This is a genomic window from Myxococcus guangdongensis (genome assembly GCF_024198255.1).
In the GTDB taxonomy this organism is placed as follows: Bacteria; Myxococcota; Myxococcia; order Myxococcales; family Myxococcaceae; genus Myxococcus; species Myxococcus guangdongensis.
Window position 1 is genome coordinate 164,211 of sequence record NZ_JAJVKW010000009.1, and the last position, 24,828, is coordinate 189,038.

At 71.2% G+C, this 24,828-nt stretch carries 16 protein-coding genes and 1 pseudogene; 14 read left to right on the forward strand and 3 right to left on the reverse strand.

The window, feature by feature from the left end; translation table 11 throughout:
- Positions 1 to 115 precede the first annotated feature (115 nt).
- The 11 genes from LXT21_RS26595 to LXT21_RS26645 all read left to right on the forward strand — a co-directional run bounded on the left by LXT21_RS26595 (position 116) and on the right by LXT21_RS26645 (position 16,087).
- The gene (locus LXT21_RS26595) at positions 116 to 460 is read left to right on the forward strand and encodes a hypothetical protein (RefSeq protein WP_046713170.1); all 345 of its coding nucleotides are present in this window, start codon (positions 116 to 118) and stop codon (positions 458 to 460) included.
- Between the two features lie 144 nt (positions 461 to 604).
- A complete protein-coding gene (locus tag LXT21_RS26600; RefSeq protein WP_254041002.1) occupies positions 605 to 3,043 on the forward strand; it encodes a protein kinase domain-containing protein in 2,439 nt (812 codons plus the stop codon).
- Between the two features lie 22 nt (positions 3,044 to 3,065).
- On the forward strand, positions 3,066 to 5,348 hold the full coding sequence (locus tag LXT21_RS26605) for a serine/threonine-protein kinase (RefSeq protein ID WP_254041003.1): 2,283 nt from the start codon (positions 3,066 to 3,068) through the stop codon (positions 5,346 to 5,348).
- A gap of 348 nt (positions 5,349 to 5,696) precedes the next feature.
- Entirely contained in the window at positions 5,697 to 6,221 is a 525-nt protein-coding gene (locus tag LXT21_RS26610; protein ID WP_223750101.1) for a MerR family transcriptional regulator, read from the forward strand.
- A gap of 60 nt (positions 6,222 to 6,281) precedes the next feature.
- On the forward strand, positions 6,282 to 6,773 hold the full coding sequence (locus LXT21_RS26615; RefSeq protein WP_141322767.1) for a sigma factor-like helix-turn-helix DNA-binding protein: 492 nt from the start codon (positions 6,282 to 6,284) through the stop codon (positions 6,771 to 6,773).
- A gap of 104 nt (positions 6,774 to 6,877) precedes the next feature.
- Positions 6,878 to 8,422, forward strand: a complete 1,545-nt coding sequence (purH, locus tag LXT21_RS26620) for a bifunctional phosphoribosylaminoimidazolecarboxamide formyltransferase/IMP cyclohydrolase (RefSeq protein ID WP_254041004.1) — start codon at positions 6,878 to 6,880, stop codon at positions 8,420 to 8,422.
- Between the two features lie 3 nt (positions 8,423 to 8,425).
- Complete coding sequence (locus LXT21_RS26625) at positions 8,426 to 11,284, forward strand: zinc-ribbon domain-containing protein (protein ID WP_254041005.1); 2,859 nt, start codon at positions 8,426 to 8,428, stop codon at positions 11,282 to 11,284.
- A gap of 1 nt (position 11,285) precedes the next feature.
- Positions 11,286 to 12,551: a phosphoribosylamine--glycine ligase gene (purD, locus tag LXT21_RS26630; protein ID WP_254041006.1), complete on the forward strand. Its 1,266-nt coding sequence runs from the start codon at positions 11,286 to 11,288 to the stop codon at positions 12,549 to 12,551.
- Complete coding sequence (locus LXT21_RS26635) at positions 12,548 to 13,657, forward strand: LptF/LptG family permease (protein ID WP_254041007.1); 1,110 nt, start codon at positions 12,548 to 12,550, stop codon at positions 13,655 to 13,657. The genes purD and LXT21_RS26635 overlap by 4 nt, the downstream gene beginning before the upstream one ends.
- Positions 13,654 to 14,769, forward strand: a complete 1,116-nt coding sequence (locus LXT21_RS26640) for an LptF/LptG family permease (RefSeq protein WP_254041008.1) — start codon at positions 13,654 to 13,656, stop codon at positions 14,767 to 14,769. The genes LXT21_RS26635 and LXT21_RS26640 overlap by 4 nt, the downstream gene beginning before the upstream one ends.
- Before the next feature lie 13 nt (positions 14,770 to 14,782).
- Positions 14,783 to 16,087, forward strand: coding sequence for an O-antigen ligase family protein (locus LXT21_RS26645; RefSeq protein ID WP_256572000.1), 1,305 nt, complete (start codon positions 14,783 to 14,785; stop codon positions 16,085 to 16,087).
- A gap of 82 nt (positions 16,088 to 16,169) precedes the next feature.
- Here LXT21_RS26645 and LXT21_RS26650 read toward each other — a convergent pair whose 3' ends face one another.
- Positions 16,170 to 17,240: a glycosyltransferase family 4 protein gene (locus LXT21_RS26650; RefSeq protein WP_254041196.1), complete on the reverse strand. Its 1,071-nt coding sequence runs from the start codon at positions 17,238 to 17,240 to the stop codon at positions 16,170 to 16,172.
- A gap of 127 nt (positions 17,241 to 17,367) precedes the next feature.
- Between LXT21_RS26650 and LXT21_RS26655 the strand changes: the two genes are divergently transcribed.
- The gene (locus tag LXT21_RS26655) at positions 17,368 to 18,510 is read left to right on the forward strand and encodes a glycosyltransferase (RefSeq protein ID WP_254041010.1); all 1,143 of its coding nucleotides are present in this window, start codon (positions 17,368 to 17,370) and stop codon (positions 18,508 to 18,510) included.
- Positions 18,511 to 18,728: 218 nt separating this feature from the next.
- The gene (locus LXT21_RS26660; protein WP_254041011.1) at positions 18,729 to 20,123 is read left to right on the forward strand and encodes an undecaprenyl-phosphate glucose phosphotransferase; all 1,395 of its coding nucleotides are present in this window, start codon (positions 18,729 to 18,731) and stop codon (positions 20,121 to 20,123) included.
- A 95-nt stretch (positions 20,124 to 20,218) separates the two neighbouring features.
- Here LXT21_RS26660 and LXT21_RS26665 read toward each other — a convergent pair whose 3' ends face one another.
- A complete protein-coding gene (locus tag LXT21_RS26665; protein ID WP_254041012.1) occupies positions 20,219 to 22,159 on the reverse strand; it encodes a trypsin-like serine peptidase in 1,941 nt (646 codons plus the stop codon).
- Positions 22,160 to 22,644: 485 nt separating this feature from the next.
- Here LXT21_RS26665 and LXT21_RS45680 point away from each other — a divergent pair.
- A pseudogene (locus LXT21_RS45680) lies at positions 22,645 to 22,866 on the forward strand (GspE/PulE/PilB domain-containing protein); the annotation flags it as partial.
- 44 nt (positions 22,867 to 22,910) lie between these two features.
- Here LXT21_RS45680 and LXT21_RS26670 read toward each other — a convergent pair.
- Positions 22,911 to 23,495, reverse strand: a complete 585-nt coding sequence (locus LXT21_RS26670; protein ID WP_254041013.1) for a hypothetical protein — start codon at positions 23,493 to 23,495, stop codon at positions 22,911 to 22,913.
- Positions 23,496 to 24,828: the final 1,333 nt, after the last annotated feature.

The following is a 24,828-nucleotide window of genomic DNA, read 5'->3' on the forward strand; positions in this document are numbered from 1 at the left end:
CGGTCCCGGGTGCTACAGGTCTGCTTCCGCCTGTGCGGATGACCAGAAAATTGGAGCGCTCCTCACGGTGTGTACCCTGAGGTCGTACCCGCTCCCGCCGAGGAGGCACCCGGTGATGTCCCCAGACTCCGAAGGAACCAAGACGACGAGCCCCGCCCGCCCCAGCGCGGCGCGCTCGCCGGGCCTGCGGGTCATCCAGGGCGAGGGCCGCCGCAAGGAAGAGCCGCTCGCGTCCCGGGATGCCGTCGCCCGCGCCCTGATGGAGGCCGGCGCCGACCTCCTCCTTCGTCGCATCTCGCCGGCGCGAGCCCAGGAAATCGAGCGCAAGGTGGATCGCGTCCTGGACTTGTTCGACCGGGTGGATCGGGCGCCGGTGCTGATGCCGGTGTTGAAGCGGCACCTGGACGAGCTGGAGGCGCTGATGCGCGAGACGCGCGAGGTCCGGGTGGCCCGGCGGTAGCGCGGGCCGGGATTATCAGGTTCCGCCGTACCTACAAGGGTTTGACCCCCCTGTCGTGTGGGCTTACGCTCGGGACTTCGCCGCGCCCGGATTCCGGTAGGCCACGGGCCGTGGGTATCCCTGTGGAGTGCCGGTCAGGTCGCCGTGACCACTGAAACGTATGGCAGGTACCAGCTCCTGAAGCGACTCGCCATGGGCGGGATGGCGCAGCTTTATCTCGCGCGCCAGCAGGGCCCGGAGGGCTTCGAGAAGCTGGTGGTGGTGAAGCGAATCCTTCCGCACCTCGCGGAGAACGACGACTTCGTCAAGATGTTCCTGGACGAGGCGCGCATCGCCGCGCGGCTGAACCACGCGAACGTGGTGCAGATCTTCGACCTGGGCGCGCAGGACGACTCGTTCTTCATCGCCATGGAATACATCCATGGCGACGACCTGCGGCGCATCTGGAAGCAGTCGGAGGCGATGGGGCAGCCGGTGCCGGTGCCGCTGGTGTGCCGCATCCTCATCGAGGCGTGCTCGGGCCTGGACTACGCGCACAAGCGCACGGACCCGTCGACGGGGCGGCCCCTGGGCATCGTCCACCGCGACGTGTCCCCCCAGAACATCCTGGTGACGTTCGAGGGGGGGGTGAAGGTGGTGGACTTCGGTATCGCCAAGGCGGCGGACCAGGCCACCGTCACGCGCTCGGGCGTGCTGAAGGGGAAGTACTCGTACATGTCCCCAGAGCAGGCCGCGGGTCAGCGCGTGGACTGCCGGGCGGACATCTTCGCCCTGGGCGTGGTGCTGTACGAGCTGCTCACCTGCACGCGCCTGTTCAAGCGCCCCAGCGACATCCAGACGCTGGCGGCGGTGGCCGAGTGCAAGGTGCTGCCGCCCTCGCAGGTGAACCCGCGGGTGCCGCAGGACCTGGACGCCATCGTCCTCAAGGCGCTCGCGAAGGACCCGGTGGCTCGCTACCAGGAGGCGGTCCACCTGCAACTGGCGCTCGAGGACTGGCTGAGCGCGAACCGGTTGCCCTCGTCCACGGCGCACGTCGCCGTGTACATGAAGGACATCTACGCGGAGCGCTTGGCGTCGGAGGCGCGCTCGGGCGAGGTGCCGATGGAGGACTCCGACCCGGCGTCGGGCTCCGGGCGCCAGGAGCAGGCCCCGCGTCGCAGTGCGCTGCGGCCCTCGTTGTCGCGCTCGGCGGTGGCGCCCGAGGGCGAGACGGCGGCGCTGCGGCCTCGCGGGCAGACGCGGAACACGGGGCGCATCGCGCTGGAGTCGCCGGCGGGCCGGCTGACGGGCCAGCGCCGGGCGTTGGAGCCTTCGGCCGTGCCGGAGCGGGCGTCGCGCGCGGGGATGCCCGCGGTGCCCCGGGTGGAGGAGGACGCGCCGACGATGGACGGACGCGCGGCCTCCAGGGCCACGCTGACGGACGTGAAGGCGGCCACCGAGCCGAAGCCCGAGGGCAGGCCGCCGACGCGGGCCGTCCCTGTCGTCGTGCACCACGGCCACCACGTGGAGGAGGACGCGCCCACGCTGGCGATGCCGGAGCTGGCGTCGCCGCCGCCGTCGAGGCCGTCCCGGCTGTCGCTGCCGTTGCCGCGCGTGGAGGTCGAGGAGCAGGAGGAGGACGCGCCCACGCTGTCGCTGGGCATGTCGCGGCCGGGACGCAAGAAGGGCGCGGCGCGCACGGGCGAGGTGCCGCCGGCGACCACGTCGTCACGGCTGGGCTGGTGGATTCCCGCGGTGGGGTTGGGGCTGGTGGTGCTGGTGCTGCTGTGGGCCTGGATGAAGCCGGGCGAGTCGGTGCCGGTGCAGGCGCGGCTGGAGACGGAACCCGCCGGTGCGCGGGTGGTCTTCGACGGGCGCGAGCTCGCGGAGCGCACGCCGCTGACCCTGCCGGGGATGCCGGAGGGGCGCTACGCGCTCCTGGTGTCCCTGGAGGGCTACCAGGAGCTGAGGACGGAGCTGGAGGTCCAGTCCTCGGGGCCGGTGCCGCTGGGGGTGCTGAAGCTGGTGTCGGTGGCGCCGGCGGAGAAGCAGGCGCCCGCGCCGCCCGTCGCTGCTCCAGAGCAGGCGCCCGTGGAGCCGCCTCCCGCGCGGGCCGCGCAGAAGGTCCGTCTGCGGCTGGAGTCGCAGCCCGCGCAGGCGCTCGTGTACGTGGATGGGCGCCAGCAGGGGGCGGCGCCGCTGGTGGTGGAGTCCGCGCCGGGCGTGGCGCTGGCCGTCCGCGTGGAGGCCGCGAAGCACCACCCGAGCGAGCGCACCGTCACGGTGGGCGCCGGGCCCGAGCAGGTGGAGCGCTTCACGCTGCAGCCGGAGGCGCGAGTGGCCCCGGTGGTGGCGCCTCCTCGGCCGCCCAGGCAGGAGGTCCGGGGGGAGACGCGGATGGCGAAGGTGCGCTTCGCCGTCAGGCCGTGGGCCGAGGTGACGTGTGGGGGGAAGAAGCTGGGCGAGACGCCCTTCGAGGCGGTAGAGCTGCGTGTCGGCAGCTACGACTGCAAATTCTTCAATCCCGACCTCAAGAAGACGCTCAGTCGACGTATCGAAGTGAAGCCCATCGACTTGAACGTCGTGAGCGTGAAGTTCGAATAGCGCACATGCTCCGGAAGCTCTCTTGACGCTCCTCGCCGGTACGCAGATCGGCAAGTACGTCGTCCGCCGCAAGCTCGCGGAGGGCGGGATGGCGGAGATCTATCTCTGCACCGCCCGGGGCGCCGAGGGCTTCGAGAAGGAAGTGGTCATCAAGCGGGTGCGCGCGTTCCTGGCGAGCGACCCGGAGTTCGTGGGGATGTTCATCGCGGAGGCCCGGCTGGCCTCGCGGCTCAACCACGCGAACGTGGTGCAGATCTTCGACTTCGACAAGCACGAGGACACGTACTACCTGGCCATGGAGTACGTGCGCGGCTGCTCGCTGTGGGAGCTGCGACGCAAGAGCAAGGAGCTGATGGAGCCGATGCCGCCGATGCTGGTGGCGCAAATCGGCGCGGAGGTCGCCCGGGGGCTGCACTACGCGCACCGGCTGAAGGTGAACGGGCACCCGCTGGACCTGGTGCACCGCGACGTGACGCCGCACAACGTGCTGCTCTCGTACGACGGCGCGGTGAAGCTGACGGACTTCGGCATCGCCAAGGCGGGCAAGAAGCTCACGCAGCCCGGGATGCTCAAGGGCAAGTTCGCGTACATGTCCCCGGAGCAGTCGCGGGGCGAGGACGTGGACTCGCGCACGGACCTGTTCGCGCTGGGCGTCGTCCTGTGGGAGATGCTGACGGGCGGGCGGCTGTTCGACGGGGACTCGGAGCTGGCGGTGCTGCGCGCGGTGCAGCAGAGCGTCATCCCGCCCCCGGCACGGCTCAACCCGGAGGTGCCCGCGGAGCTGGACGCGGTGGTGATGCGCGCGCTGGAGCGAGACCCGGCCGCGCGGTTCCAGACGGCGGGAGAGCTGGAGCGCGCCCTGGCGCAGTGCGTGTTGCGCCACGCCCGCTCCGTGGATGACACGGACCTGGCCGGCTTCCTGCGGAGGTTGTTCCCCACGACGCCCACCATGGCGCTGCCCGCGGTGCAGGAGCGCACGCAGGTGCTCCCGGGCGAGCAGGTGCCCGAGGGTGACGACGAGGACGTGGCGCCGCTGGCTCCGTCGCGCAGGGAGCCCACCGCGGTGATGCGGCCGGGGCGCGCGGGTGGGGGAGCACCGTCCTCGCCCGACGAGGACTTCGATGCGTCCACCTTCGTGCTGCCTCGGCGCGACGAGGCAGAGATGGAGGCGCCCCGCGTTCCGTTGCCGCCCATGGCCACGCCGATGATGCCGCTGCCGGCGGTGGCGTCGTCACCGGTGCCTCGGAGGCTCACTCCGCCCGTGGCCGCGCCGCTGGTCTCGGTGCGCCCGAGCCGCCCGGAGGGGACATCGTCGGTCGCGCTGCCCATCGGCGCGGTGCCTGCTCGGACGCCGAGCCGCCCGGGCGATGTGGCCGCTGTCGCGCGCCGGGACTCCAGCGCGACGCGTGACGACGAGGTCTCGGAGCGCTCGGCCGACGAGTCCGAGGGGGCGGCGCCGTCCTGGCCCGGGCTGCAGGGAGCTCCAGCGCCTGTCGGCGACGGGGCGCTGGACCGGGGCCACTCGGGCGCTTGGGCGCAACGAGACGCGAGCCAGGGCCGTGCGCGGTCGTCGACGGATGGACCGGCGACGGGCGTCTCCGCCGCCGCGGTGCTCGATGCGAGGGCAGGGGGGCCCCAGTCCCTGTCGGGCAGTGAGGTCCCCACCGTCACGGATTCATCGCCGGGCAGCGCCGCGACGTCGAAGTGGCGGCGGCCGAGGACGTGGGCGCTCGTCGGCGGTCTGGGCCTGTCGCTGTTCGTGTCCGCCGTCGTGGTGACGCGGGAGCGATGGAGCCCGGTGCCGGGCGGCGCGGAGGCTCCTCCTGTCTCTCCGGTGACGACTCCACCCGAGGCCGTTGCTGCTCGGGCCCCCGCGCCGAGCGAGTTCAGCGCGCGTGGCGGCACGGGTCCGACTCCCGCCGCGCCGAACGCGGAAGCGGGAACCGGCGACTCCGCGAGCCCGGCGGCGGAGCCCTCTTCGGATTCCGAAGCCGAGGTCGAGGGAATGAAGCGCGAGGAGGCGCTTGCGGCGGGACCGACTCCCTCGAAGGGGGCGTCCGTCCCCGAGCCCTCGTCGCAGGCCGCCGTGAGCACGGGCACGCTGCTCGTCCGGGCCACGCCGTACGCCACGGTGTACCTCGACGGGCGGAAGCTCGGCGAGGTCTCCGGGCGAGCGACCTTCAAGGTGGCGCCGGGCACCTACAAGCTGCTCTTCCACCACCCGGCGGGAGAGAAGCTCTTCGTCGTCACCCTCACCGCGGGCAGCACGGTGACGCGAGAGTTCCGACCGCCGCGCGGTCGTTGAACCTCCGCATCGACGTCGTACCCCGAGGCCTCGTGTCGTCTCCGCGCGCGCCTTCTCCGCGCGCCGTGAGCTGACCCGGCCCGCCGTCCGCCCCGCATCACTCCGCGTCCGCGTCGCGCGCCGGGTCTCCTGTCACCCCGTGTCGCGCTTCGTCTCGTGGAAAACCGAGGGGTCCTCCGAGTCCGCGCGCACTTCGTCCGAAGCGCCGTTCGCTCGGGCGCGGGCGCGCTCGCCGTCGCTCTCGAAAGCGTGAACAGGCCGACAGCACAACAGTCCTGTAGCGGTCTGCCTTGACACCGAATGGTCGTTTCTGGCACTCAGTGTCTTCTACTGAGTGGCTTATATTCAATGGAACCGATGGACCTGTTGGCTCCCGACGAGATTGCTCGGATCGAGCGCGAGAACGCGGGCGGTCTGCCCGCGAGCGCCATCCTTGAAATCTTTCGTCCGAGGGGCGTGAGGCTGTCGGAGGCGACCTTCCGCAAGTACGTCCAGGCGGGGTTGCTACCGAGGAGTCGCCGGGTGGGGCGGAAGGGGAAGCACCAGGGGAGCCTGGGGCTCTACCCCGTGGAAGCGGTGCGCCGTATCAATGTCATCAAGAAGATGATGGCGGAGGGGCACACCCTGGAGGACATCAAGAAGTCCTTCGTCTTCCACCGCAACCACATCGACCAGGTGGAACGCGACCTCGGCGGTCTATTGGATGGGCTCCAGGAGGAGTTGGGAGAGCGCGCCTTCGGGGGGGAGCATCGACGTTCGCTCGAGGCGGAGTTGGCAACGCTGCGGCAAAGAGCGCAGGATCTGGTCCGGGACGTGGCCCGGCTGGGCAGCGCGGTGACCGCACGCGAAGACGAAACGATGAGTTCGCAATAAAATAAGATGCCGGCCCTGCGACCGGTGGACCCGGTTAGACTGGCCTCACGTGGAGGGGACATGTCGGAAGTGAAGCAAGTGGAGGAGGGCGGAGACCAGGCGCAAGAGGACCTGGCACAGGAGCGCCGACGGTCCAAGACGATGTCGCGCAAGGAGATGGCGCGTGATTTGCGCCGCCGTCGGCTCACCGGGCAGGTGGACCCGGAAGAGGCGGACCTGCTCAAGCAGATGGACGACACGCGGCCGCGCACGCGCGCGGACTGCGTCAACGGACCGCGTCCGTGCATGTTCGTCTCCTGCAAGCACAACCTGTATCTGGACGTGAACCCGGAGACGGGGTCCATCAAGCTCAACTTCCCGGACAAGGAGATCTGGGAGCTCGAGCACACCTGCGCCCTGGACGTGGCGGAGAAGGGCGGCATCACGCTCGAGGAGGTGGGGGAGATCATGAACCTCACCCGTGAGCGCATCCGTCAGGTGGAGACGCGCGGGCTGATGAAGCTGCGCGAGGCCACCGAAGCCGAGCCGCCTGTCTCGGCCCGCAAGCCCTGAATCGACCGGCGGCCTTGTGCCGCCAACGTCGCGCCGACGTGTTGCGTTGACACCCCAGGGGGTGGTTGCTACTACCGCCGCTTCCCGCACACCGAGGCGCACACGTGCTGGCTCTCCTCAGCGTTTCCGATAAGCGCGGTCTGGTTCCCTTCGCCCAGGGGCTGGTTCACCTGGGGTTCCGGTTGCTGTCGACGGGGGGAACCTTGGAGGCGCTCAAGGGCGCCGGCATCCCCGCCTCCCAGGTGTCCGAGCACACGCAGAGTCCCGAGATTCTCGGAGGCCGCGTGAAGACGCTCCACCCCCGCATCCACGGCGGCATCCTCGGTCGCCTGGAGCTGGAGTCGGACCGCGAGGAGATGAAGGCCCACGGCATCGAGCCCATCTCGCTGGTCGCGGTGAACCTGTATCCGTTCCGTCAGACGGTGTCGTCGGGCGCGGCGGAGGCGGACGTCATCGAGCAGATTGATATCGGCGGGCCGGCGATGGTGCGCGCCTCCGCGAAGAACTTCCGTCACGTCGCCGTGGTGGTGGACCCGGACGACTATCCGTCGGTGCTCGCGGAGCTGGAGCAGCACAAGGCGGTGGGCGAGGCGACGCGGCGCAAGCTGATGCGCAAGGCGTTCGCGCACACGGCGGCCTACGACGCGTCCATCTCCGCGTGGCTGTCCACGCAAGCGGGCGAGCCCTTCCCCGGAGAGCTGTCGCTGTCGTTCCAGAAGGCGCAGGACCTGCGCTACGGGGAGAACCCGCACCAGCGCGGCGCCTTCTACCGCGAGCACTCCGCGCCCTCGGAGCCGACGGTTGGCTTCGCCAAGGTGCTCCAGGGCAAGGAGCTCTCGTACAACAACATCCTGGACCTGGACGCGGCGCTGGGCCTGGCGCTGGAGTTCGCCGAGCGGCCCACCGCGGTCATCATCAAGCACAACACGCCGTGTGGCGTGGCGGTGGATGACGCGCTGGTGAAGGCGTACCGCACGGCGCGGGCGGTGGACGAGACCTCCGCGTTCGGCGGAATCGTCGCGTTCAACCGCGAGGTGGACGAGGCCACGGCGCAGGCGATGGCGGAGACGTTCCTGGAGGCGGTCATCGCCCCGTCGTACTCGCAGGCGGCGCTCCAGGTGCTGGCGGCCAAGAAGAACCTGCGGCTCCTGGAGGCGGGCGCGGCGCTGGCGTCGCCGACCGCGCGGCCGAGGGCCCAGCTGGACGGCCGGAGCGTGTCCGGGGGCCTGCTGCTGATGGACCGGGACGCGGTGGAGCCGGAGCTGGGCTGGAAGGTGGTGTCCAAACGGGCACCCACACCGGACGAGGAGCGCGCCCTGCGCTTCGCCTGGAAGGTGTGCAAGCACGTCAAGAGCAATGCCATCGTCTTCGCCTCGGGCAGCCAGCTGTTGGCGCAGGGCGGCGGACAGACGAACCGGGTGGACTCGGTCCGAATCGCGATGCAGCGCGGCGGAGCGGCCCTCCAGGGGAGCGCGGTGGCCTCGGACGCCTTCTTCCCCTTCCGGGACGGCCTGGACGAGGCGGCCCGGGCGGGTGCGACCTGCGTCATCCAGCCGGGCGGCTCTGTTCGGGATGCGGAGGTCATCGCCGCGGCCGACGAACATGGGATGGCCATGGTGGTGACCGGAGTGCGACACTTCCGGCACTGACTCATGCGCATCGTCTGCCAGAAATGCGCCGCCGCCTATGCCATCGATGATCGACTGATCACGGCCAAGGGCGTCCGCGCGCAATGTCCCCGCTGCCGGAACCTGCAGCTCGTCCGGCGGGATCCCTCGGCCGTGCCTTCACAGGACGCGCCGGCGGCCCCGTCACGTCCCGCGGCGCCCGCTTCCTCCACGCCACCTCCCGCGGATGACCTGTTCGGTGACTTCGGCGCTCCGGCGCCGTCGCCCGCGCAGGCCCCCGCCGCTCCGGCACGCTCCGCGAAGGCCGCAGCGCCGGAGGCCGACCTGTTCGGCGACTTCGGCGCCCTGCCGGAGCCTGCGCCGAGCAGCGCGCCCCCTGTGGACCCTTTCGCCGACCTGGGCGGGCCCGCGCCGGCGCCCTCGGCGGGCGCGGATCCCCTGCTGGACTTCCTCGGGCCCGCGCCCACCGCGCCGCCCGCGCCCGTCGCGCGCATCTCCTCGGAGCCTGGCGCGGTGCCGGTCTCCGTGGCGCCGCCGCGCGCCGCCGCGCCTCCGGCCGCCGCTGCTCCCGGCCCGAAGCCGGCGACCATGGGTTGCCGCACCTGCAACAAGCCGCTCGTCGACCCGTTCGACCAGGCGCTCGGCATCTGTGATGCGTGCCGTCAGCGTGAGTCCGCGGGGAGCGCGCCCAAGGGCGCCGCGCCCGCGCCCGTCGCCGCGCCGGGCAGCATGGACTTCCTGCCCCCGCTCACCGCGCCCGAGGAGGGTGGGGTGGACGCCTCGCTGGGGCAGAGCATGCGCGACGACGTGAGCACGATGCGGGGACCTCCCTCGCCGGCCGCGCCGGAGCTGGGCGCGGAGCCGCGCAGTGGCAAGCGCGCCGCGGCGTCGCGTCCGCCGCCGTCCAATGTGCGCTCGGGCTCCGCGCAGAAGCAGGGCCCGTCGGGAGGTGGTGGTGGGCGCTGGGGGTTGGTGGGCGGGCTGGTGCTCGTGCTCGGAGGCGTGGGCGTCGGCGGCTACTTCTACCTGCAGCACCAGCAGGAGGCGCGGCAGGCGGCGGCGACGCCCGTCGTGGCACCCATCCCCGACGTCATCCAGGCGGTGCTCCCGCGCTGGAAGCTGAAGTACCTGGAGCTGGAGGGCACCAGCGCGCAGCGCCTCGAGGAGGGGCGGCGACAGCTGGCCCGAGAGGAGCGCTCGGCGTACACGGAGGCCGAGGAGTCCTTCCAGCAGGCGTTGTTGCTGGACCCTCGCAGCGACGAGGCCATCGCGGGCTATGTCCAGGCGCTGGCGCTGGGGCGCGGCGCGGGGTTGGACGACGGGGCCTTCAAGGAAGCGAGCGAGCTGGTCGAGGCCGCCCAGTTGCGCGCGGGACGGGTGCCCCTGCTGCTCCTGGCGGAGGCGAACCTGTTGCTGACGCGCTCGCGGCAGAGCTCGCCGCGTGAGCGCGCCCGGGTGCTGGCGGAGGAGTCGCTGGCGCACGCGAAGGTGACGGATGCGCAGAAGGCGGAGGCCCACCTAGTGATGGGCCGCGTCTACCTGTCGTCGTCCGGTGGATTGGCGGACCAGCAGTTCGGCACGGCGGAGAAGCTCGCCCCGGACCTCAAGCGCATCCAGTACTACCGGGCGCTCGCGCACGAGTCCGCCGGTGAGTACAAGCTCGCGCTGGAGACGCTGCGCAAGCGCCTGACGGCGGACCCTCGGGACTGGGACAGCCTCGCGGCCACGTCGCGCATCTACCAGGAGGTCGGTGAGCCGCAGGAGGCGCGCAAGCTGTACGAGGCGCGCGTGAAGGCGGACCCCGGGGAGCTGCGTGCGCTCCTGCCGCTCGCGGTGCTGCGCTATCAGGCGGAGGGCAACGCCGCCGCGGGTGTGCGCGAGCTGCGGGCGTTGTTGAAGACGCGCGAGCGCCACGACCACCGCGACGTGGCGCAGGTGCTCGTGCATCTGGCCGCCGCGGAGCGCGCGGCGGGCAACAGCGACGCGGGCGTGAAGGCCGCGGAAGAGGCGCTGGGCCTGTCGAAGGAGCTGCCCGAGGCGCACCTCCAGGTGTTCCTGGTGGCGCTGGAGCAGCGCGACGCGGCGAGGGCGCGCAAGCACCTGGATGGCATCAAGGGACGGCTCGAGGACCGCGCGCTGGAGGCGGTGCTGGAGGGCCGCCTGCTGCTCCTGGAGAAGAAGCCCTTGGAGGCGCTGGAGCGCTTCCAGACGGCGACGAGCCTGGATGCGCGACGGTTGGACGCGCAGCTGTTGTCGGGCGTGGCCGAGGCCTCGGCCAAGCGGGGCACGGAGGCGTTCCGGGCGCTGAAGCAGGCCTTGGGTTCGGACCCCCTGCGGCTGGAGCCCCGGCCGGTGAGCACGCGCTTCTGGTTGCGGCCCGCGGAGACGGTGAAGGGCGTGGAGGGCACCATCCTCGCGCTCGCGCAGAACCCCGATGACCCGGCGCCGTCCCTCTACGAGGGTGTGCTGCGCTTCCACCAGGGAGACCTGGACGCGGCGGACCGGCACCTGCGCGACGTGCTGGAGTCGGACGCGAACAACGCGGACGCGCTGGCATACCGCTCGCTCATCGCCACGCGGAAGGGCAACTCGACGGAGGCGCGTGCGCTGTCGACGCGCGCGGTGTCGGCGGGGCGGCAGCACCCGGTGGCGCACCTGGCGCATGGCTGGGCGCTGGCGGACGGCCGTCAGGTGGAGCCGGCCAAGCGCGCGCTGCGGGATGCGCTGGGGCTGTCCCCCACGCTCTGGTCCGCGAGGGTGCGGCTGGCGGAGCTGGAGTCCACGCAGCGTCGAGCCGAGGCGCGCAAGGAACTCGTGAGCGTGGTGGGGTTGGACCCCGAGTACCTCCCCGCCAAACGGATGCTCTACCTGTTGGACAGATGAGGTGGCTGTGAAGGTCCTGTTGCTGGGTTCCGGAGGCCGTGAGCACGCGCTGGCGTGGAAGCTGTCGCAGAGCCCGCGCCTCACGCGGCTGTGGTGTGCCCCGGGCAACCCGGGCACCGCGAAGCTGGCCACGAATGTGCCGGTGAAGGCGGACTCGCCGGACGAGGTGGTGGCGCTCGCGAAGCGCGAGGCGGTGGACCTGGTCGTGGTGGGGCCGGAGGCGCCGCTGGTGGCGGGGGTGGCGGACGCGCTGGCGAAGGAGGGCATCGCCTGCTTCGGACCGGTGGCGGGCGCCGCGCTCATCGAGGGCTCCAAGGCCTTCGCGAAGGAGATCATGGCCGAGGCGGGCGTTCCCACCGCCGCCTTCCGGACCTTCACGGACGCGGCGGAGGCGGAGGCCTACGCGGTGGCGCAGGGCCGCATCGTGGTCAAGGCGGACGGGCTGGCCGCGGGCAAGGGCGTCATCGTCGCGCATGACGTGGAGGCCGCGCGCGAGGCGGTGCGGGCCGTCGCGGCCCTGGGCTCGTCGGGCCAGCGCATGGTGCTGGAGGAGCTGCTCGAGGGCGAGGAGGTCTCCGCCATGGCGCTCTGCGACGGCGAGCGCTACGCGATGCTGCCCCTGTCGCAGGACCACAAGCGCGTGGGGGATGGCGACACCGGTCCGAACACGGGCGGCATGGGGGCCTACAGTCCCGCGCCGTTCCTGGACGCGCGGCAGCTGGCGGAGGTGGGCGAGAGCGTCATCGCGCCCACGCTGGCGGTGCTGCGTCGGCGCGGGATTGCGTTCCGGGGCGTGCTGTACGCGGGGCTGATGCTCACGCGGAGCGGGCCCAAGGTGCTGGAGTTCAACGCGCGCTTCGGAGACCCGGAGACGCAGGTGTTGATGATGCAGCTGGGAGAGGACCTGCTGCCGCTGGTGGATGCGTGCGCGCGGGGGCGGCTGGAGTCGAGGCCGCTGGTGGCCGCGTCGGGCGCGTCGGTGGGCGTGGTGGTGGCGGCGGAGGGCTATCCGGAGTCGCCGCGCAAGGGTCAGCGCATCGACGGGCTGGACGCGGTGCCGGCGGACGCCACGGTGTTCATCGCGGGCGCGGAGGAGCGGGGCGGGGCGCTGGTGACGAGTGGCGGACGCGTGTTGACGGTGTGTGCCCGGGGCGAGGACCTGGCGCGGGCGAGGGAGCGTGCCTACGCGGCGGTGGAGGCGGTCCGCTTCGAGGGCATGCACTTCCGTCGGGACATCGGCGCGAAGGGGCTGAAGGCGACGCCGTGACGCGCATCTCGCGTTACCTGCTCAAGGAATTGCTGGTGCCGCTCGGTGTCTGGGTGGCCTTCCTGTTCCTGCTGCTCTTCGTGATGCAGTTCCTGCTGGGGACGGACGTCCTGCTCGGGGCGTCGGTGACGCTGGTGGACGTGGCGCGGCTGATTGTCTACCTCACGCCGCGCTTCCTCATGATGGCGCTGCCCGTCGCCTTCCTGCTGGCCATCCTCCTGGGGCTGGGACGGCTCGGTGAGGACCATGAACTGACCGCGCTTCAATCCCTGGGCGTGGGGCCGGCGCGCCTGCTCGCGGCGCCCATGGGCATCGCCGTGGTGCTCAGCGCGCTCATGTTGCTCATCACCTCCACGGCGCTGTCCTGGGGCAGCTCGGGTGTCGCCGAGCTGGTGAGCGAGGTCATCCAGCGCAACGCGGTGGGCGAAGTGAAGCCCGGCACCTTCTACGAGAACTTCGGTGCGTTGACGTTGTACACCGAAGAGGTGTCTCCGGACGGCCAGTGGACCAACGTGCTCCTGCATGACGAGCGCGAGCAGACAACGCCGCTCCTGGTCGTGGCGCACCGTGGAAAGGTGGGCACCGCGAGCGGCAGTCAGGTGCTGCGATTCGCGTTGGAGGGGGGAGAGGTTCATCGCTCCGCCCGTGCCTCCGAGTCCTACGAGCTCATCCACTTCGACCGAGCGGAGATCAATCTGGAGTTCGGCGGGGCATCGGCGAAGGGGCGCCGCTTCACCTCGAGCAAGGAGGAGACGACGCTGATGGCGTTGTACGAAGCGGCGCAGGACGCGAAGGCGAATGGCGGCTACCCGCACATCCCCCTGACCGCCATGCATAGCCGCCTGGGTGCCGCGCTGGCCCCGATGGCCTTCGCGCTGCTGGGAACGCCGCTGGCCATTGGCCGGCGCCAGGCGGGCAAAGCCTGGGGCTATCTGCTGACCTTGGGTGGCTACGTCCTGTATTACATGCTGAGTCGGGTCTTCGAGCAGTTCGGGCAGCAAGGACGGTTGCCGCCCTTGCTGGCGGGGCAGCTGGCCAACCTGATTTTCATGGCGATGGGCCTGGTGGCGCTCTACCGGGTGAGCCGGTCCGGGACGCTCAAGTGAGACTGACGCTCTTCGGCTACGTGTTGCGGACGTACATCCGCTTCGCGCTGGGAATCGCCTTTGGCTTGGTGCTCGTCTTCGTGGTGGTGGACTTCGTCGACCGCGTGAAGATCTACGAGGGCCCTGGCTGGGTCGCCGACGCGGCGAAGCTCTACGGTTACAAGGCGTTGATGGCCCTGCAGCAGCTGGGGCCGGCGGCGCTGCTGCTGGCCGCGGGCACGACGGTCTCCGCGTTGCGCAAGCAGGGAGAGGTGACGGCCATCGGGGCGCTCACGTTCGGTCCCACCGCCTTGTATGTGCCCGTGCTGGTCTTCGGACTGCTGGCGTGCCTGGGCCTGGTGGCTTTCGACGAGTTCATCGCGACCCATGCGGGTCGTCGCGTGGACGAAATCACGAGTCAGCGCTTCAACCGCTGGGGAGATTTGCGCTCCTACTCCACGCCGAAGCAGTGGTTTCGCAAGGGCGAGCGCATCTTCATCCTCCGCGCGGGCGGTGCGCAGGAGGGCTTCGAAAACGTCTCCATCTTCACGGTGTCACGGGAGTTCAAGCTCCAGCGCCGGCTGGACGCGGCGCGCATGGAGTGGCTGGACGGCAACCGGTGGCGACTGACGGATGTGGTGGATCGCACGTTCAATGGGGAGCAGGGCACCTCGGTGAAGAGCCTGGAGAGCGCGGAGTACGAGCTGGGCATCGCCGCCTCGGCCTTCCGCATCCGCCCGGGGCGCCCGGAGCAGATGCGCGTGCGGGAGCTGCGCGAGCAGATTGTCGCCCGGCGCGAGGTGGGGCTCGCCACCAAGCAGTTCGAGCTCGCGCTGCACAACCGCTTCGCCTATCCGCTGGCGGCGCTGCCGGCCGCGCTGCTGGGGGTGGGACTGGCGCTGCGAAACAGCCGCAAGGGCCACCTCACCGCCGCCATCGTCGAGGGGTTGCTGGTGGCGGTGGCGATGTGGGGCCTGATGATGGTGTGCCGCACGCTGGTGCTGACGGAGCGCCTGTCGCCCCCGGTGGCGGCGTGGACACCCCCCGTCATCCTCGTGCTGGCGGCCGCCGCGCTCTGGCTCCGGCGGGAGGGGTTTCTTCACGTGCCCCGCCGTTGGCTCGCCGTGAGATAGCGTGAACCCCCTCATGGACCAACCCTCCCAGCCCCGGCTGGAGATTCTTCTTCGTCGCGCCGTGGCCGGAGTGCTGCTCGTCTGGGCCGTGGGACTGGTGCTGGCGGAGGTCGTGCTGCAGGTGGCCGCGTCCGCCGCGGTGCTGCTCTCGCTGGTGCTGTTGGCGAAGCGGAGGCTCGTGCTCGCGCGGGACGTGCGCGCGTATGTCCTGGCGAGCGTGGCGCTGTGCGCGTGGCAGGTGGTGTCGCCCGCGCTCGCGCTCGTGACGGGCGCGGCGGCGGCGTGGCCGCGGAGCTCACGGTACGGGCAGGTGCTCGACTCCGTGGCGGGAGCGGCGGTGGCGTGCGTGGGCTCGGTGGGGGTGCCCTGGTTGGCGATCGCCGGGACGGTGTTGGGCGGGTGGTTGTTCGCGGCGGGCCTGGGCGTGTTCCAGAACCGCGTGCGTTGGCCCTGGGAGCCGCCCGCGTTCCTGAAGCTGAACCTGGCCCGGCTGCACGAGAACTTCGGCACGGAGGCCTCACCGCGCTACGCGGCGGGGGGCATCTTCTTCCACCGGCTGCGCTTCGCCCATGGCGCCATCGCCGCGCTGGGGCCCGCGCTGGCCATCCTCGGAGGCTCCGAGGTCGCGCGCCGGCGGCTGCTGGCGGGTGTGGTGGTGCTGGGCATGTTGGTGTCCATCTACAACGCGTTCGCGCGCGCGGCGCTCGGCGCGGCGTTGATGGTGAGCGTGGTGGCGTTGCTGCTGCTCGTGAGTGGCCTGGCGCGCAGGGTGGGGCTGGGGCTCATCGCCGGGTTGATCGTCGTGGTGCTGGCGTCACCCGCGTGGCGCGCGCGCCTGGGGAAGGCGGTGGACAACATCTACGGCGGCGAGCGCGAGCTGGCGATGACGGTGGGTTGGAGCCTCGTCCAGGACCACCCGTGGGTGGGCGTGGGCTTCGGCAACCACAAGGCGGCGGTGCTCGCGCGGCAGGACGAGTCGGGCATCACGGACCTGCTGGCCACGGACTCGCACAACCTCTGGCTCACCGTGTGGGCGGAGACGGGGCTGGTGGGGCTGGTGTTGATGCTCACCGTGCACGGCCTGTTGGGCTGGGCGCTCATCCGTCGATACCGCGCGGGCTCGCTCGCGGCCACGGGTGCGTTGTTGTCGTTCGTGGGCTTCCACATCCTGGCGCTCGTGCACTACCTGCCGTTCCACTCCAGCGTGCACCTGTCGTTCGCGCTCGTGTGGGGGCTGGGGCTGTGTGAAGGGAGCGGGGTGCTTCGTGGCGCGGCGCCACGGCGGCCCGACGCGGCAGTGACCCCGGCGCACGAGTGAGGGCGGGGCGGCGTCACGTGGAGGCGCCTTGCCTCGGCGTGGTGGCGGACCGCACGCCGTCGCGCACGTGGCTCGCGAGTCGTCAGGTGGCCGGGGACACGCGGTTCTCGAGGACGCGTCGGTACACGGCGACGGTGCGTCTGGCGCACTCGTCCCACGTGAAGCGCGCGGCGCGCTCGCGTCCCAGCTCCATCAACTCCGAGCGCAGCGCATCGTCGCGCAGGACCCGCAGCGTCGCCTCGCGCCAGGCGTTCGGGTCATCCGGAGGCAACCTCAGCGCCGCGCCGCCCACCACTTCGGGGAGCGCCGTCGCGTCCGCCGCGAGCACCGGGCATCCGGTCGCCATCGCCTCGAGCGCGGGCAGTCCGAAGCCCTCGTACTTCGAGGGCAACAGCAGCGCGGCCGCGGCGCCGTAGAACAGCGGCATCTGTGACTCTGGCAGCTCCTCCAGGTCCAGGACGTTCTCGTGCAGCCCCAGCTCGTGCGCCACCGCGCCCTTGCCGGCCAGGAGGACGATGGGCACCGGCAGGTCCGCGGCGAAGTGGCGCAGCAGCTCCAGGTTCTTGAACCGCTTCGCGTTGCCCACCGCGGCCACGTAGCGCGAGGGCAGCTCGTGTCGCTCCCGGAACGCACGGGCCTCCACCGGCGACGGCGGTTGGAAGCTCGGGTCCACGCCGTTGTGAATCACCTGCAGCCGATAGGGCGACAGCCCCAGGTGCCGAGCGAGCTCCTCGCGGGAGAACTCGGACACCGTCACCAGCGCCGAGGCCCGCTTCGCGCGTGGGCCCACCACCAGTCGGTAGTAGAGCGCCTGCGCCGGCGTGTACTCCCGCGCGAGCGCGACGTGGTTGGCGTCATGCAGCGTGGCGACGAGCGGACCGCGCCAGAAGAGCGGCAGCGAGAACGACGTGGCGTGGAAGACGTCCGGCGAGAGCTTCGTCAGGTCCGCCGCCAGCGCGGCCTGCTCCACCGGCGAGAGGAAGCCCGCGAGCGAGCGGTGCAGCGGCATCCGGGGCGCGAGCGCTCCCAGGTCCGAGGGGAGCCCCTCGGGTGGCACCAGCGCGGAGAAGCGCAGGTCCGGCGCGAGCATCGGCACTCGCCGCGCCAGCTCCAGCGCGTAGCGCGCGATTCCGTGCAGCCGGCCGCGCACCATGCGCAGGTCGAGGAGGACTTGAGCCACGCTTCCCGCGTACCACACGCGCGGCCCTCATGGGGGCAGGCAGGCACCTGCTTCATGTTGCTGGCCGTGCGCGGCATGGGGGGTGCTAGAAGCCGCCCTCGTGAAGGTCGCCCTGGTCCACGATTGGTTGGTCACCCACCGCGGGGGAGAGCGCGTGCTCGACGCGCTCTGCGAAGCACTCCCCGACGCGGACATCTACACCCTCATCCACCAGCCGGGCACGCAGTCTCCCGCCATCGAGTCCCGGCGCATCTTCACCTCGTTCCTCCAGCGCCTCCCCGGCGTCCACGCCCGCTACCGGCACCTGCTGCCCCTGATGCCCCAGGCCATCGAGTCGCTGCGCCTCCAGGGGCACTACGACTTGGTGCTGTCCTCCAGCCACTGCGTGGCCAAGGGCCTGCGCGCGCCCGCGGGAGTGCCGCACCTGAGCTACGTGCACGCGCCCATGCGGTACATGTGGGACCTGTTCGACGACTACTTCGGCCCCGGCCGCGCCCGGCTGCCCGTGCGCGCGGCGGCCCATGCGGTGCGGCCCTGGCTGCGACGGTGGGACCGTGCCTCGGCGGCGCGCGTGGACCGCTTCGTGGCCAACAGCCACCACGTCGCCGGCAAGCTCCAGCGCTTCTGGGGCCGCGAGGCCACCGTGGTGCATCCCCCCGTCGACCTGGAGCGCTTCACCCGTTCTCCGCTGGAGGGCGGAGGCCGCGGCGGATACTTCCTGTGGCTCGGTGCCTTCGCGCCCTACAAGCGGCTGGACATCGCGCTCGAGGCCTTCCGCGAGCTGGGCGTTCCCCTCTGGGTGGTGGGCACCGGCCAGGAGGCCGCCCGCCTCGCGTCCGGCGCGCCGCCGCCCAACATCCGCTTCCTGGGCAACGTCTCCGATGATGCCCTGCCGTCCTTGTACCGGGACGCTCGCGCCCTCATCTTCACGCCCGAGGAGGACTTCGGCATCACCCCGCTGGAGGCCCAGGCCACCGGCCGCCCCGTCATCGCCTTCGCGAAGGGGGGCGCCTTGGAGACGGTGAACAGCCGCACCGGACTGTTCTTCTCAGAACAGACACCCGCGTCGTTGTCGGAGGCCGTCCGCCGCTTCGATTCCTGGGAGGCGCGCTTCAATCCCGCAGACGCCCGCTCGCAGGCCGAGCGCTTCAGCCGCGCGTCCTTCCAGCAGGCGATGCTCCGCGAAGTGGAGTCGCTCCTCAGCCTGTCGACGAAATCCACAACCCGCGCCACGGCGGTGTGACGCCGCTGTCATCCCTGCCTCCGTCTTTCATCGAGCGGCAGTGTCCTCCCCCCATCATTGTCCAGCCGGGGCGGAGGTAACCCATTGGTTTCACGCGTTTTTCCGTGTTAGGAGGCCGTCTCGTCAGAGGGAGTCGGGCAGGACGCGTGCTCGTCGGACCAGGGTGCGAGTCTTGCAGTGGGGTGGCGCCCCGTTGACCAGGTTACAGGAGTCCAGGCGTGTTCAGTCGTCTCCAGCGCTTCTACACGTCCATCAAGGTGGTCGCGGACATGGTGATGCTCGCGCTGGCGTTCGCCTTGGCGTACGTCACGCGGTTCTCGGGCATCGTCCCCGTCACGGAGGGAATCCCTCCCTGGGAGGACTCGTTCGTCTTCCTGCTGATGCTGCTGGTCATCTTCCCGGTGACCTTCAAGCAGTCGCGGCTGTACGCGGCCATCCGCTCCCGGACGAACACCGGTGAGGTGTTCGAGGTCTTCAAGTCCACCATCACCGCGACGCTCATCCTGGTGGCGGTGACCTACTTCGTGCGCGAGCGCTACTCGCGCCTGACGCTGGTCATCTTCGTCGTCTACGCCTTCGTGCTGGTGACGTGCAGCCGGCTGGCGTTCCGCTACGTGCTCAGCGAGGTGCGCCGGCGGGGCCACAACCTGAAGTCCATCCTCGTCATCGGCGCGGGGGAGCTGGGCCAGCGCGTGGTGGAGACGGTGGAGGTCCACAAGGAGCTGGGCTTCCGGGTGACGGGCCTTCTGTCCCTGAGGCCGGAGAAGGTGGGCCAGTACGTCAGCGGCGTGCGGGTGATTGGCCACGTGGGCGACGTGGAGCGCGTGCTCGACGCGCAGCCGGTCGACCAGGTCATCCTCGCACTGCCGCTGCAGGAGCAGGCACACGTCAAGCAGCTCATGGAGCAGCTGGCGCTGCGCACCGTGGACGTTCGCGTGGTGCCGGACCTCTACCAGTACATCACGCTGTACGGCGGCCTGGAGGAGTTCGGCGGCCTGCCCATCATCCGGCTCCAGGGCGACCCGATGGAGGGCTGGAGCCGGGTGGCCAAGCGGGCGTTCGACATCCTCTTCTCGCTGCTGGCCATCCTCGCCACCTCGCCGCTGATTCTGGCCACGGCCATCGCCGTGCGGCTGACCAGCCGAGGACCGGTGCTCTATCGCCAGGAGCGCATGGGGATGGACGGGCGCACCTTCTCCATCCTCAAGTTCCGCACCATGCGCGTGGACGCCGAGCACTCCGGGGCGATGATGGCGCGCAAGGACGACCCGCGCCGCACCGTCATCGGGACGTTCCTGCGCAAGTACTCGCTGGATGAGCTGCCGCAGTTCTTCAACGTGGTGACGGGGGACATGAGCCTCGTGGGCCCGCGCCCCGAGCGTCCCGTCTTCATCGAGGAGTTCAAGCGCCAGATTCCGCGCTACCACCTGCGGCACAAGGTGAAGGCGGGCATCACCGGCTGGGCGCAGATCAACGGCCTGCGCGGACAGACGTGCATCGAGAAGCGCATCGAGTACGACCTGTACTACATCGAGAACTGGTCGCTGCTGATGGACCTGAAGATTCTCGTGCGCACCGCGCTCGGCGGGTTCCTGTCGAAGAACGCGTACTGAGTCTGGGAGGGCGAGCGGGCCTCGGAAATCCGAGGCCCGGGCCCGCGTCGGGCCGTGGAATTCCGAGGGCCCGACGCACAGTGGAATCCTCCGTGCTACTGGAGGTTCCAGACCACCGTGCCGCTGCACGTCCCGCTGGTGTAGCAGCCGGCGCGAATCTGGACCGTGCCGCTGGTGGTGGCGGTGTAGCTCACGCTGGAGCCTCGGCCACCACAGGCGTCATCGTTGGACGCGACCTGCGCTCCGTTGCCGTAGAGGCGCAGGAAGGTGTCTCCGCTGAAGGACGTGTTCGGCAGGCCGCAGGTGGCCACGAGGAGCGTCTTGCCCGCGGTGACGACGACGTCACGGTTGGTGGTGTTGCGCTGGGCGCTGTCGGTGTTCGTCCCGTTGTACTGGAAGGTGCCGGAGGTGGGGGGCGTGGGTGGGTTGCTGCCGCCGGAGATCTCCCACACCACGGTGCCGCCGCAGCTCCCGTTGGCATAGCAGCCCGCGCGCACCTCGTACTCACCGGTGATGGTGGCGGTGTGGGTGATGCTGGAGCCCCGGCCTCCGCAGGCGTCGTCGTTGGCGGCCACGGAGGTGCCGGACGGGTTGTGCACGCGCAGGTAGGTGTCGCCGGTTGTCTTCGCGCCCGTCAGGCCGCAGGTGGCCACGGTGAGCGTCTGGCCGGCGGCGAGGGCGATGCGCTTGTTGTGGGTGTTCTGCTGGGCGTCGTTGGTGTTGGAGGCCGTGTACGGGAAGGAGTTGGCCGGCGGAGGTGGCTCCTCCGGGGGCGGCGTGCCGTCGCCGTTGGGGTCGGGGCAGCCGGCGGCGGGCAGGGCGCACGCGGGCAGGTGGGCGCCCAGGTGGCTGATGACGGCCTGGATGGGCACGCCGCGGTTGGGGCAGTTGGCGCAGTGGTGCAGTGACACCACCAGGTGGTCGCCGTGGCCAATCACGGGCGAGCCCGAGGAGCCGCCCTGCGTGTCCGCGAAGTAGCCCACGTCGTTGGGGCCGCCGGCCTGGCAGGACGGCTCGTTGAGGCTGTAGATCTCCGCGAAGCCGGACGCGTCCGTCGGGTCCGAGGAGGCGACGGCGATCTTCTTCCCGTACCCGGCGGGGTGCTGTGGGACGTAGATGCGCTCGTCCACCACCGCGCCCGAGCCGCGAAGCTGGAGGTAGCCGAAGCTGGGGGTGGGATTCACCGCGAGCCGCACCAGCGCGTAGTCGCGGGGCGCGTCCGCCTGGACCAGGGTGCCGCCGGAGATGACGTGACCGGGGCAGCCGAACCAGCTCCCACAGCTCGTGGCGCAGTTGGCGCCCTCCGCCATGAACTCGAAGTCGGTGTTCTGCGCGTCGCTCGCGGTGGCGATGCAGTGCTGGTTCGTCATGACGTGGCCCTGGCTGCCCACGAGCCAACCGGTGCACGCGCTGGAGCCACCGATGAGCAGGCGCGCCACGGGACGGGCGCGGCCGTAGACGGTGGGGTCGCTGGCGGCGTAACAGGGCGCCCAGCGCGAGTCGTCCGCGCCACACACGGCCTTGTTCAGCTCGGACGTGAAGCCCATCTCCTCGTTGGTGTAGCCGCGCGCGAACCGGTCGATGCTGTAGCCGTGCTGGTTCAGGATGCCCTGGCGGCCGGGGTGGTCGGCGCTGTGCAGCTCGATGATGGCCGTGTCGCCAGGGATGTGCAGGGCCCAGAAGCCATCGCGCGCGTCCGGGGGGTGGGCGTCGTAGCGCTTGGAGCGGGAGCCGTCCGGGGCTCGCACCACGACGAAGTCGCCCTCCGCCAGCTCCAGCCGCTCGAAGTGCGCGGCGATGTACGCGGCCCCCGGGTGAGTGATGACATCGGTGTGGACCGGACCGCTCCGCGTGCGCAGCGCCGGGGTGGCGTAGGGATGGGCCGACTCGAAGCGCCGGTACACGTCTTCGCCCACCTTCGTGGCGCGCTGGGACGCGGGCGACACGGACGCCTCACACACGGGTGACGAGGCCAGCGCTGCCGGCGCGCTGAGCGACAGCGCGGCGACGAGACCTGCGAGCTGGAATCGTTTCATCGGTTCTCCTGCAGGGGATGGGACTTCGCAGCGTGGGCTGCACCCACCGTTATAGCGGGTGTCACTTATGGACCTGATTCGCAGTTGTTTACCCAGTTGCAACAAGGCGATGAGATGTGGGCCTGGCGGCGTTTGCCGGGAGCAAGGGTCCTGGACGCGGAAGTGACACTGTCTCGGGGGGAGGGCAGGCAGGTTGGGCGCCCGTCTGATTTCACACGGAGCGCGATTGTTGCCGCCGGGTTGTGTGCGAGGTGCCGTCGGACCTGGGTGAAATGAAGCGAGGGGGCACGGGGGCCGGTCCCGTGTGGGGCGAAGCCGTCTAGACTCCGGGAGGCATGGCCGAAAAGCTCGGAGCAATCCTGGTCCGCAAGGGCCTCCTCACGCAGGCGCAGCTCGACGAAGCCCTGAAGGCACAGCTCATCTACGGTGGGCGGCTGGGCTCCATTCTCGTCGAGCTGGAGATGCTGGACATCGACACGCTGGCGATGGTGCTGGGGGAGCAGACCCGCTACCCCGTCGCGCAGGAGGCGGACTTCGAAGCCGTCACGGACGCGACGCTCACGTTGCTGCCGGCGGCGCTCGCGGAGAAGCACCTGGCCTTCCCTCTGGGACAGGAGGGGCGCCGGCTGAGGGTGGCCATGGCGAGCCCCTTCGAAATCCAGCACACGGACGCGCTGGGGTTCATCACGGGCCTGCGAATCCTGCCGCACATCACGCCGGAGCTGCGGCTGTTCCAATACCAGGCCCAGCGCTACGGCATCCGGCGCGACTCGCGCTCGTTGAGCATGGCGACCGCTCGGCGGCTAGCTCCCGCCGCGCCGCCCCGTCCCGCCGCCGCGCCGGTACCGGCCGCGAGGGGCGTGATGGTCGCGCAGCCCGAGGTGGCGCCGCCGCCCGCGCCCGTGCGCGCCGCTCCGGGGACGGAGGGGATGTTCGGCGGGTTGGCGCCGGGGCAGTTCCTGAGCGACGACTCCGACGACTCGACGACGGAAGAGGCTCCGTGGACGGGCGAGAGCCCAATGCTCGCGTCCACGGGGGGGCTGCTGGGGGATGCGTCGGAGGCGCCCGTGGCGGTGGTGCCGAAGTCGGGGCCGCCGGTGTTGGGGCCCGCGACGTCGGCGCGGCCTCCGGAGCCTCCCCAGTTGGTATCGGTGGACGCGGCGCGAGGGGCTCGGCCTGCGGGGCCTCCGCCTCGGCTGGCGCCCGCGGAGCCGCCTCGGTTGGCTCCGGCGATGCCGCCCGCGCCGATGGAGGAGGCGGAGGAGATCGAACCCGAGGAGGAGTTCGAGGCGGCGGAGGAGATCGAGCCCACCGAGGAGCTCGAGCTGGTGGACACCGAGGAGGTGCTCGAAGGGGTGATGGAGGAGGTGGTGGAGACGCCCGCCCCGAGGAGCCCGGTGTTGGCGGGGAGCCCGGAGGCGCATGGGGGGCAGTCCACTCAGCCGCCGGGCATGGTGTCGCGACAGTCGGCGGGGCAGTGGTCTCCGGTCCAGCCTCCGGGGTTGGCTCGGGCGGCGGCGCCTGGTGGCGTGGGGTTGCCTCCGGTTCGTGGTCCTGGGGCCGCGGGCCCGCTCGTGGAGTCGACGCGACCTTCGTCTGCTCCCGGTGGCTTCGTGGAGTCTGCTCCCTCGGGGCCTGGGGCGAGGCCGTCGGTTGCCGCGGGTGGCGTTTCTGAAGCGCCTGTGTTGGCACCGGGAGGGATGCCCCCGGGGTTCGTGGCGGGGCCGGGAGCGAGGCCGCAGTCGGGTCCTGGAGTTCCGATGGGTCCCCCGTCCGCGGGGCCGCAGGGCGCGAGGCCGCCTGCGCCTGCTGGACCCGGTGCGAGGCCACCTCCGAACGTCGGCGCGCCGGGGGGGACAGGGGCTGTCCCGCCGGGGCTTGCGAGCGCGCGACCGTCGGGCGTGGGCATTCCCGTGGTGCCTGGTGGGCAAGGACCTGTGCCTCCCGGGATGAGCGGAGCGCGACCTCCGTCGAGCGCGGGCATGCCCGTGGTTCCTGGGCCCGTTCCTCCTGGGATGTCGGGTGGACCGGGGCCCATGGGGCCGCCTGGGATGACGGGAGCGCGTCCGCCCTCGAGCAGTGGAGTGCCCACGGTTCAGGGGGCTGTTCCGCCGAGGGCGCCAGGGGGCGCACCCATGCCCGGTGGACCTGGTGGGCCGCCTGGGATGATGGGGGCGCGTCCGCCGTCGAGCAGCGGGATGCCTTCGGTTCAGGGCGCGTCTCCTGTTCCGAGTGGACCTGGAGCGGGAGGACAGGGGCTGCCGCCTGGAATGGTGGCGAGACCCGCGCAGGGTGGGCCGCCTCCGGGCGCAGTGGTGTCGCCGATGCCTGGGCCCGTGCCTCCTCCGGGAGTGGTGGGTGGGCCGGCCTCGAATTGGGGCGGTCCTGGCTTCGGGCCTCCGGGCAATGCGGGCGGGCCGGGCACCGTGCCTCCGAATGTGGTGGGCGGAGCACCCTCGAACCTGGGGGGACCTGGCTCCTCGACTCCGAGCAATGTGAGTGGTCCTGGCTCCGCGCCCCCGGGGATGATGGGTGGGCCGGGCTCCGCGCCTCCGGGGATGATGGGTGGGCCGGGCTCCGTGCCTCCGGGGATGATGGGCGCTCGGCCTCCGTCGGGACCGGGCGTCCCTGGGCATGTGCCTCCGGGGATGATGGGCGCTCGGCCTCCG

Bases quoted from the DNA above. Each gene is read 5' to 3' on its own strand.
- LXT21_RS26610 (WP_223750101.1), top strand. From the start codon at position 5,697: ATGGAACCGATGGACCTGTTGGCTCCCGACGAGATTGCTCGGATCGAG.
- LXT21_RS26615 (WP_141322767.1), top strand. From the start codon at position 6,282: ATGTCGGAAGTGAAGCAAGTGGAGGAGGGCGGAGACCAGGCGCAAGAG.
- LXT21_RS26625 (WP_254041005.1), top strand. From the start codon at position 8,426: ATGCGCATCGTCTGCCAGAAATGCGCCGCCGCCTATGCCATCGATGAT.
- LXT21_RS26665 (WP_254041012.1), bottom strand. From the start codon at position 22,159: ATGAAACGATTCCAGCTCGCAGGTCTCGTCGCCGCGCTGTCGCTCAGC.
- LXT21_RS26595 (WP_046713170.1), top strand. From the start codon at position 116: ATGTCCCCAGACTCCGAAGGAACCAAGACGACGAGCCCCGCCCGCCCC.
- LXT21_RS26645 (WP_256572000.1), top strand. From the start codon at position 14,783: ATGGACCAACCCTCCCAGCCCCGGCTGGAGATTCTTCTTCGTCGCGCC.
- LXT21_RS26650 (WP_254041196.1), bottom strand. From the start codon at position 17,240: ATGGTGCGCGGCCGGCTGCACGGAATCGCGCGCTACGCGCTGGAGCTG.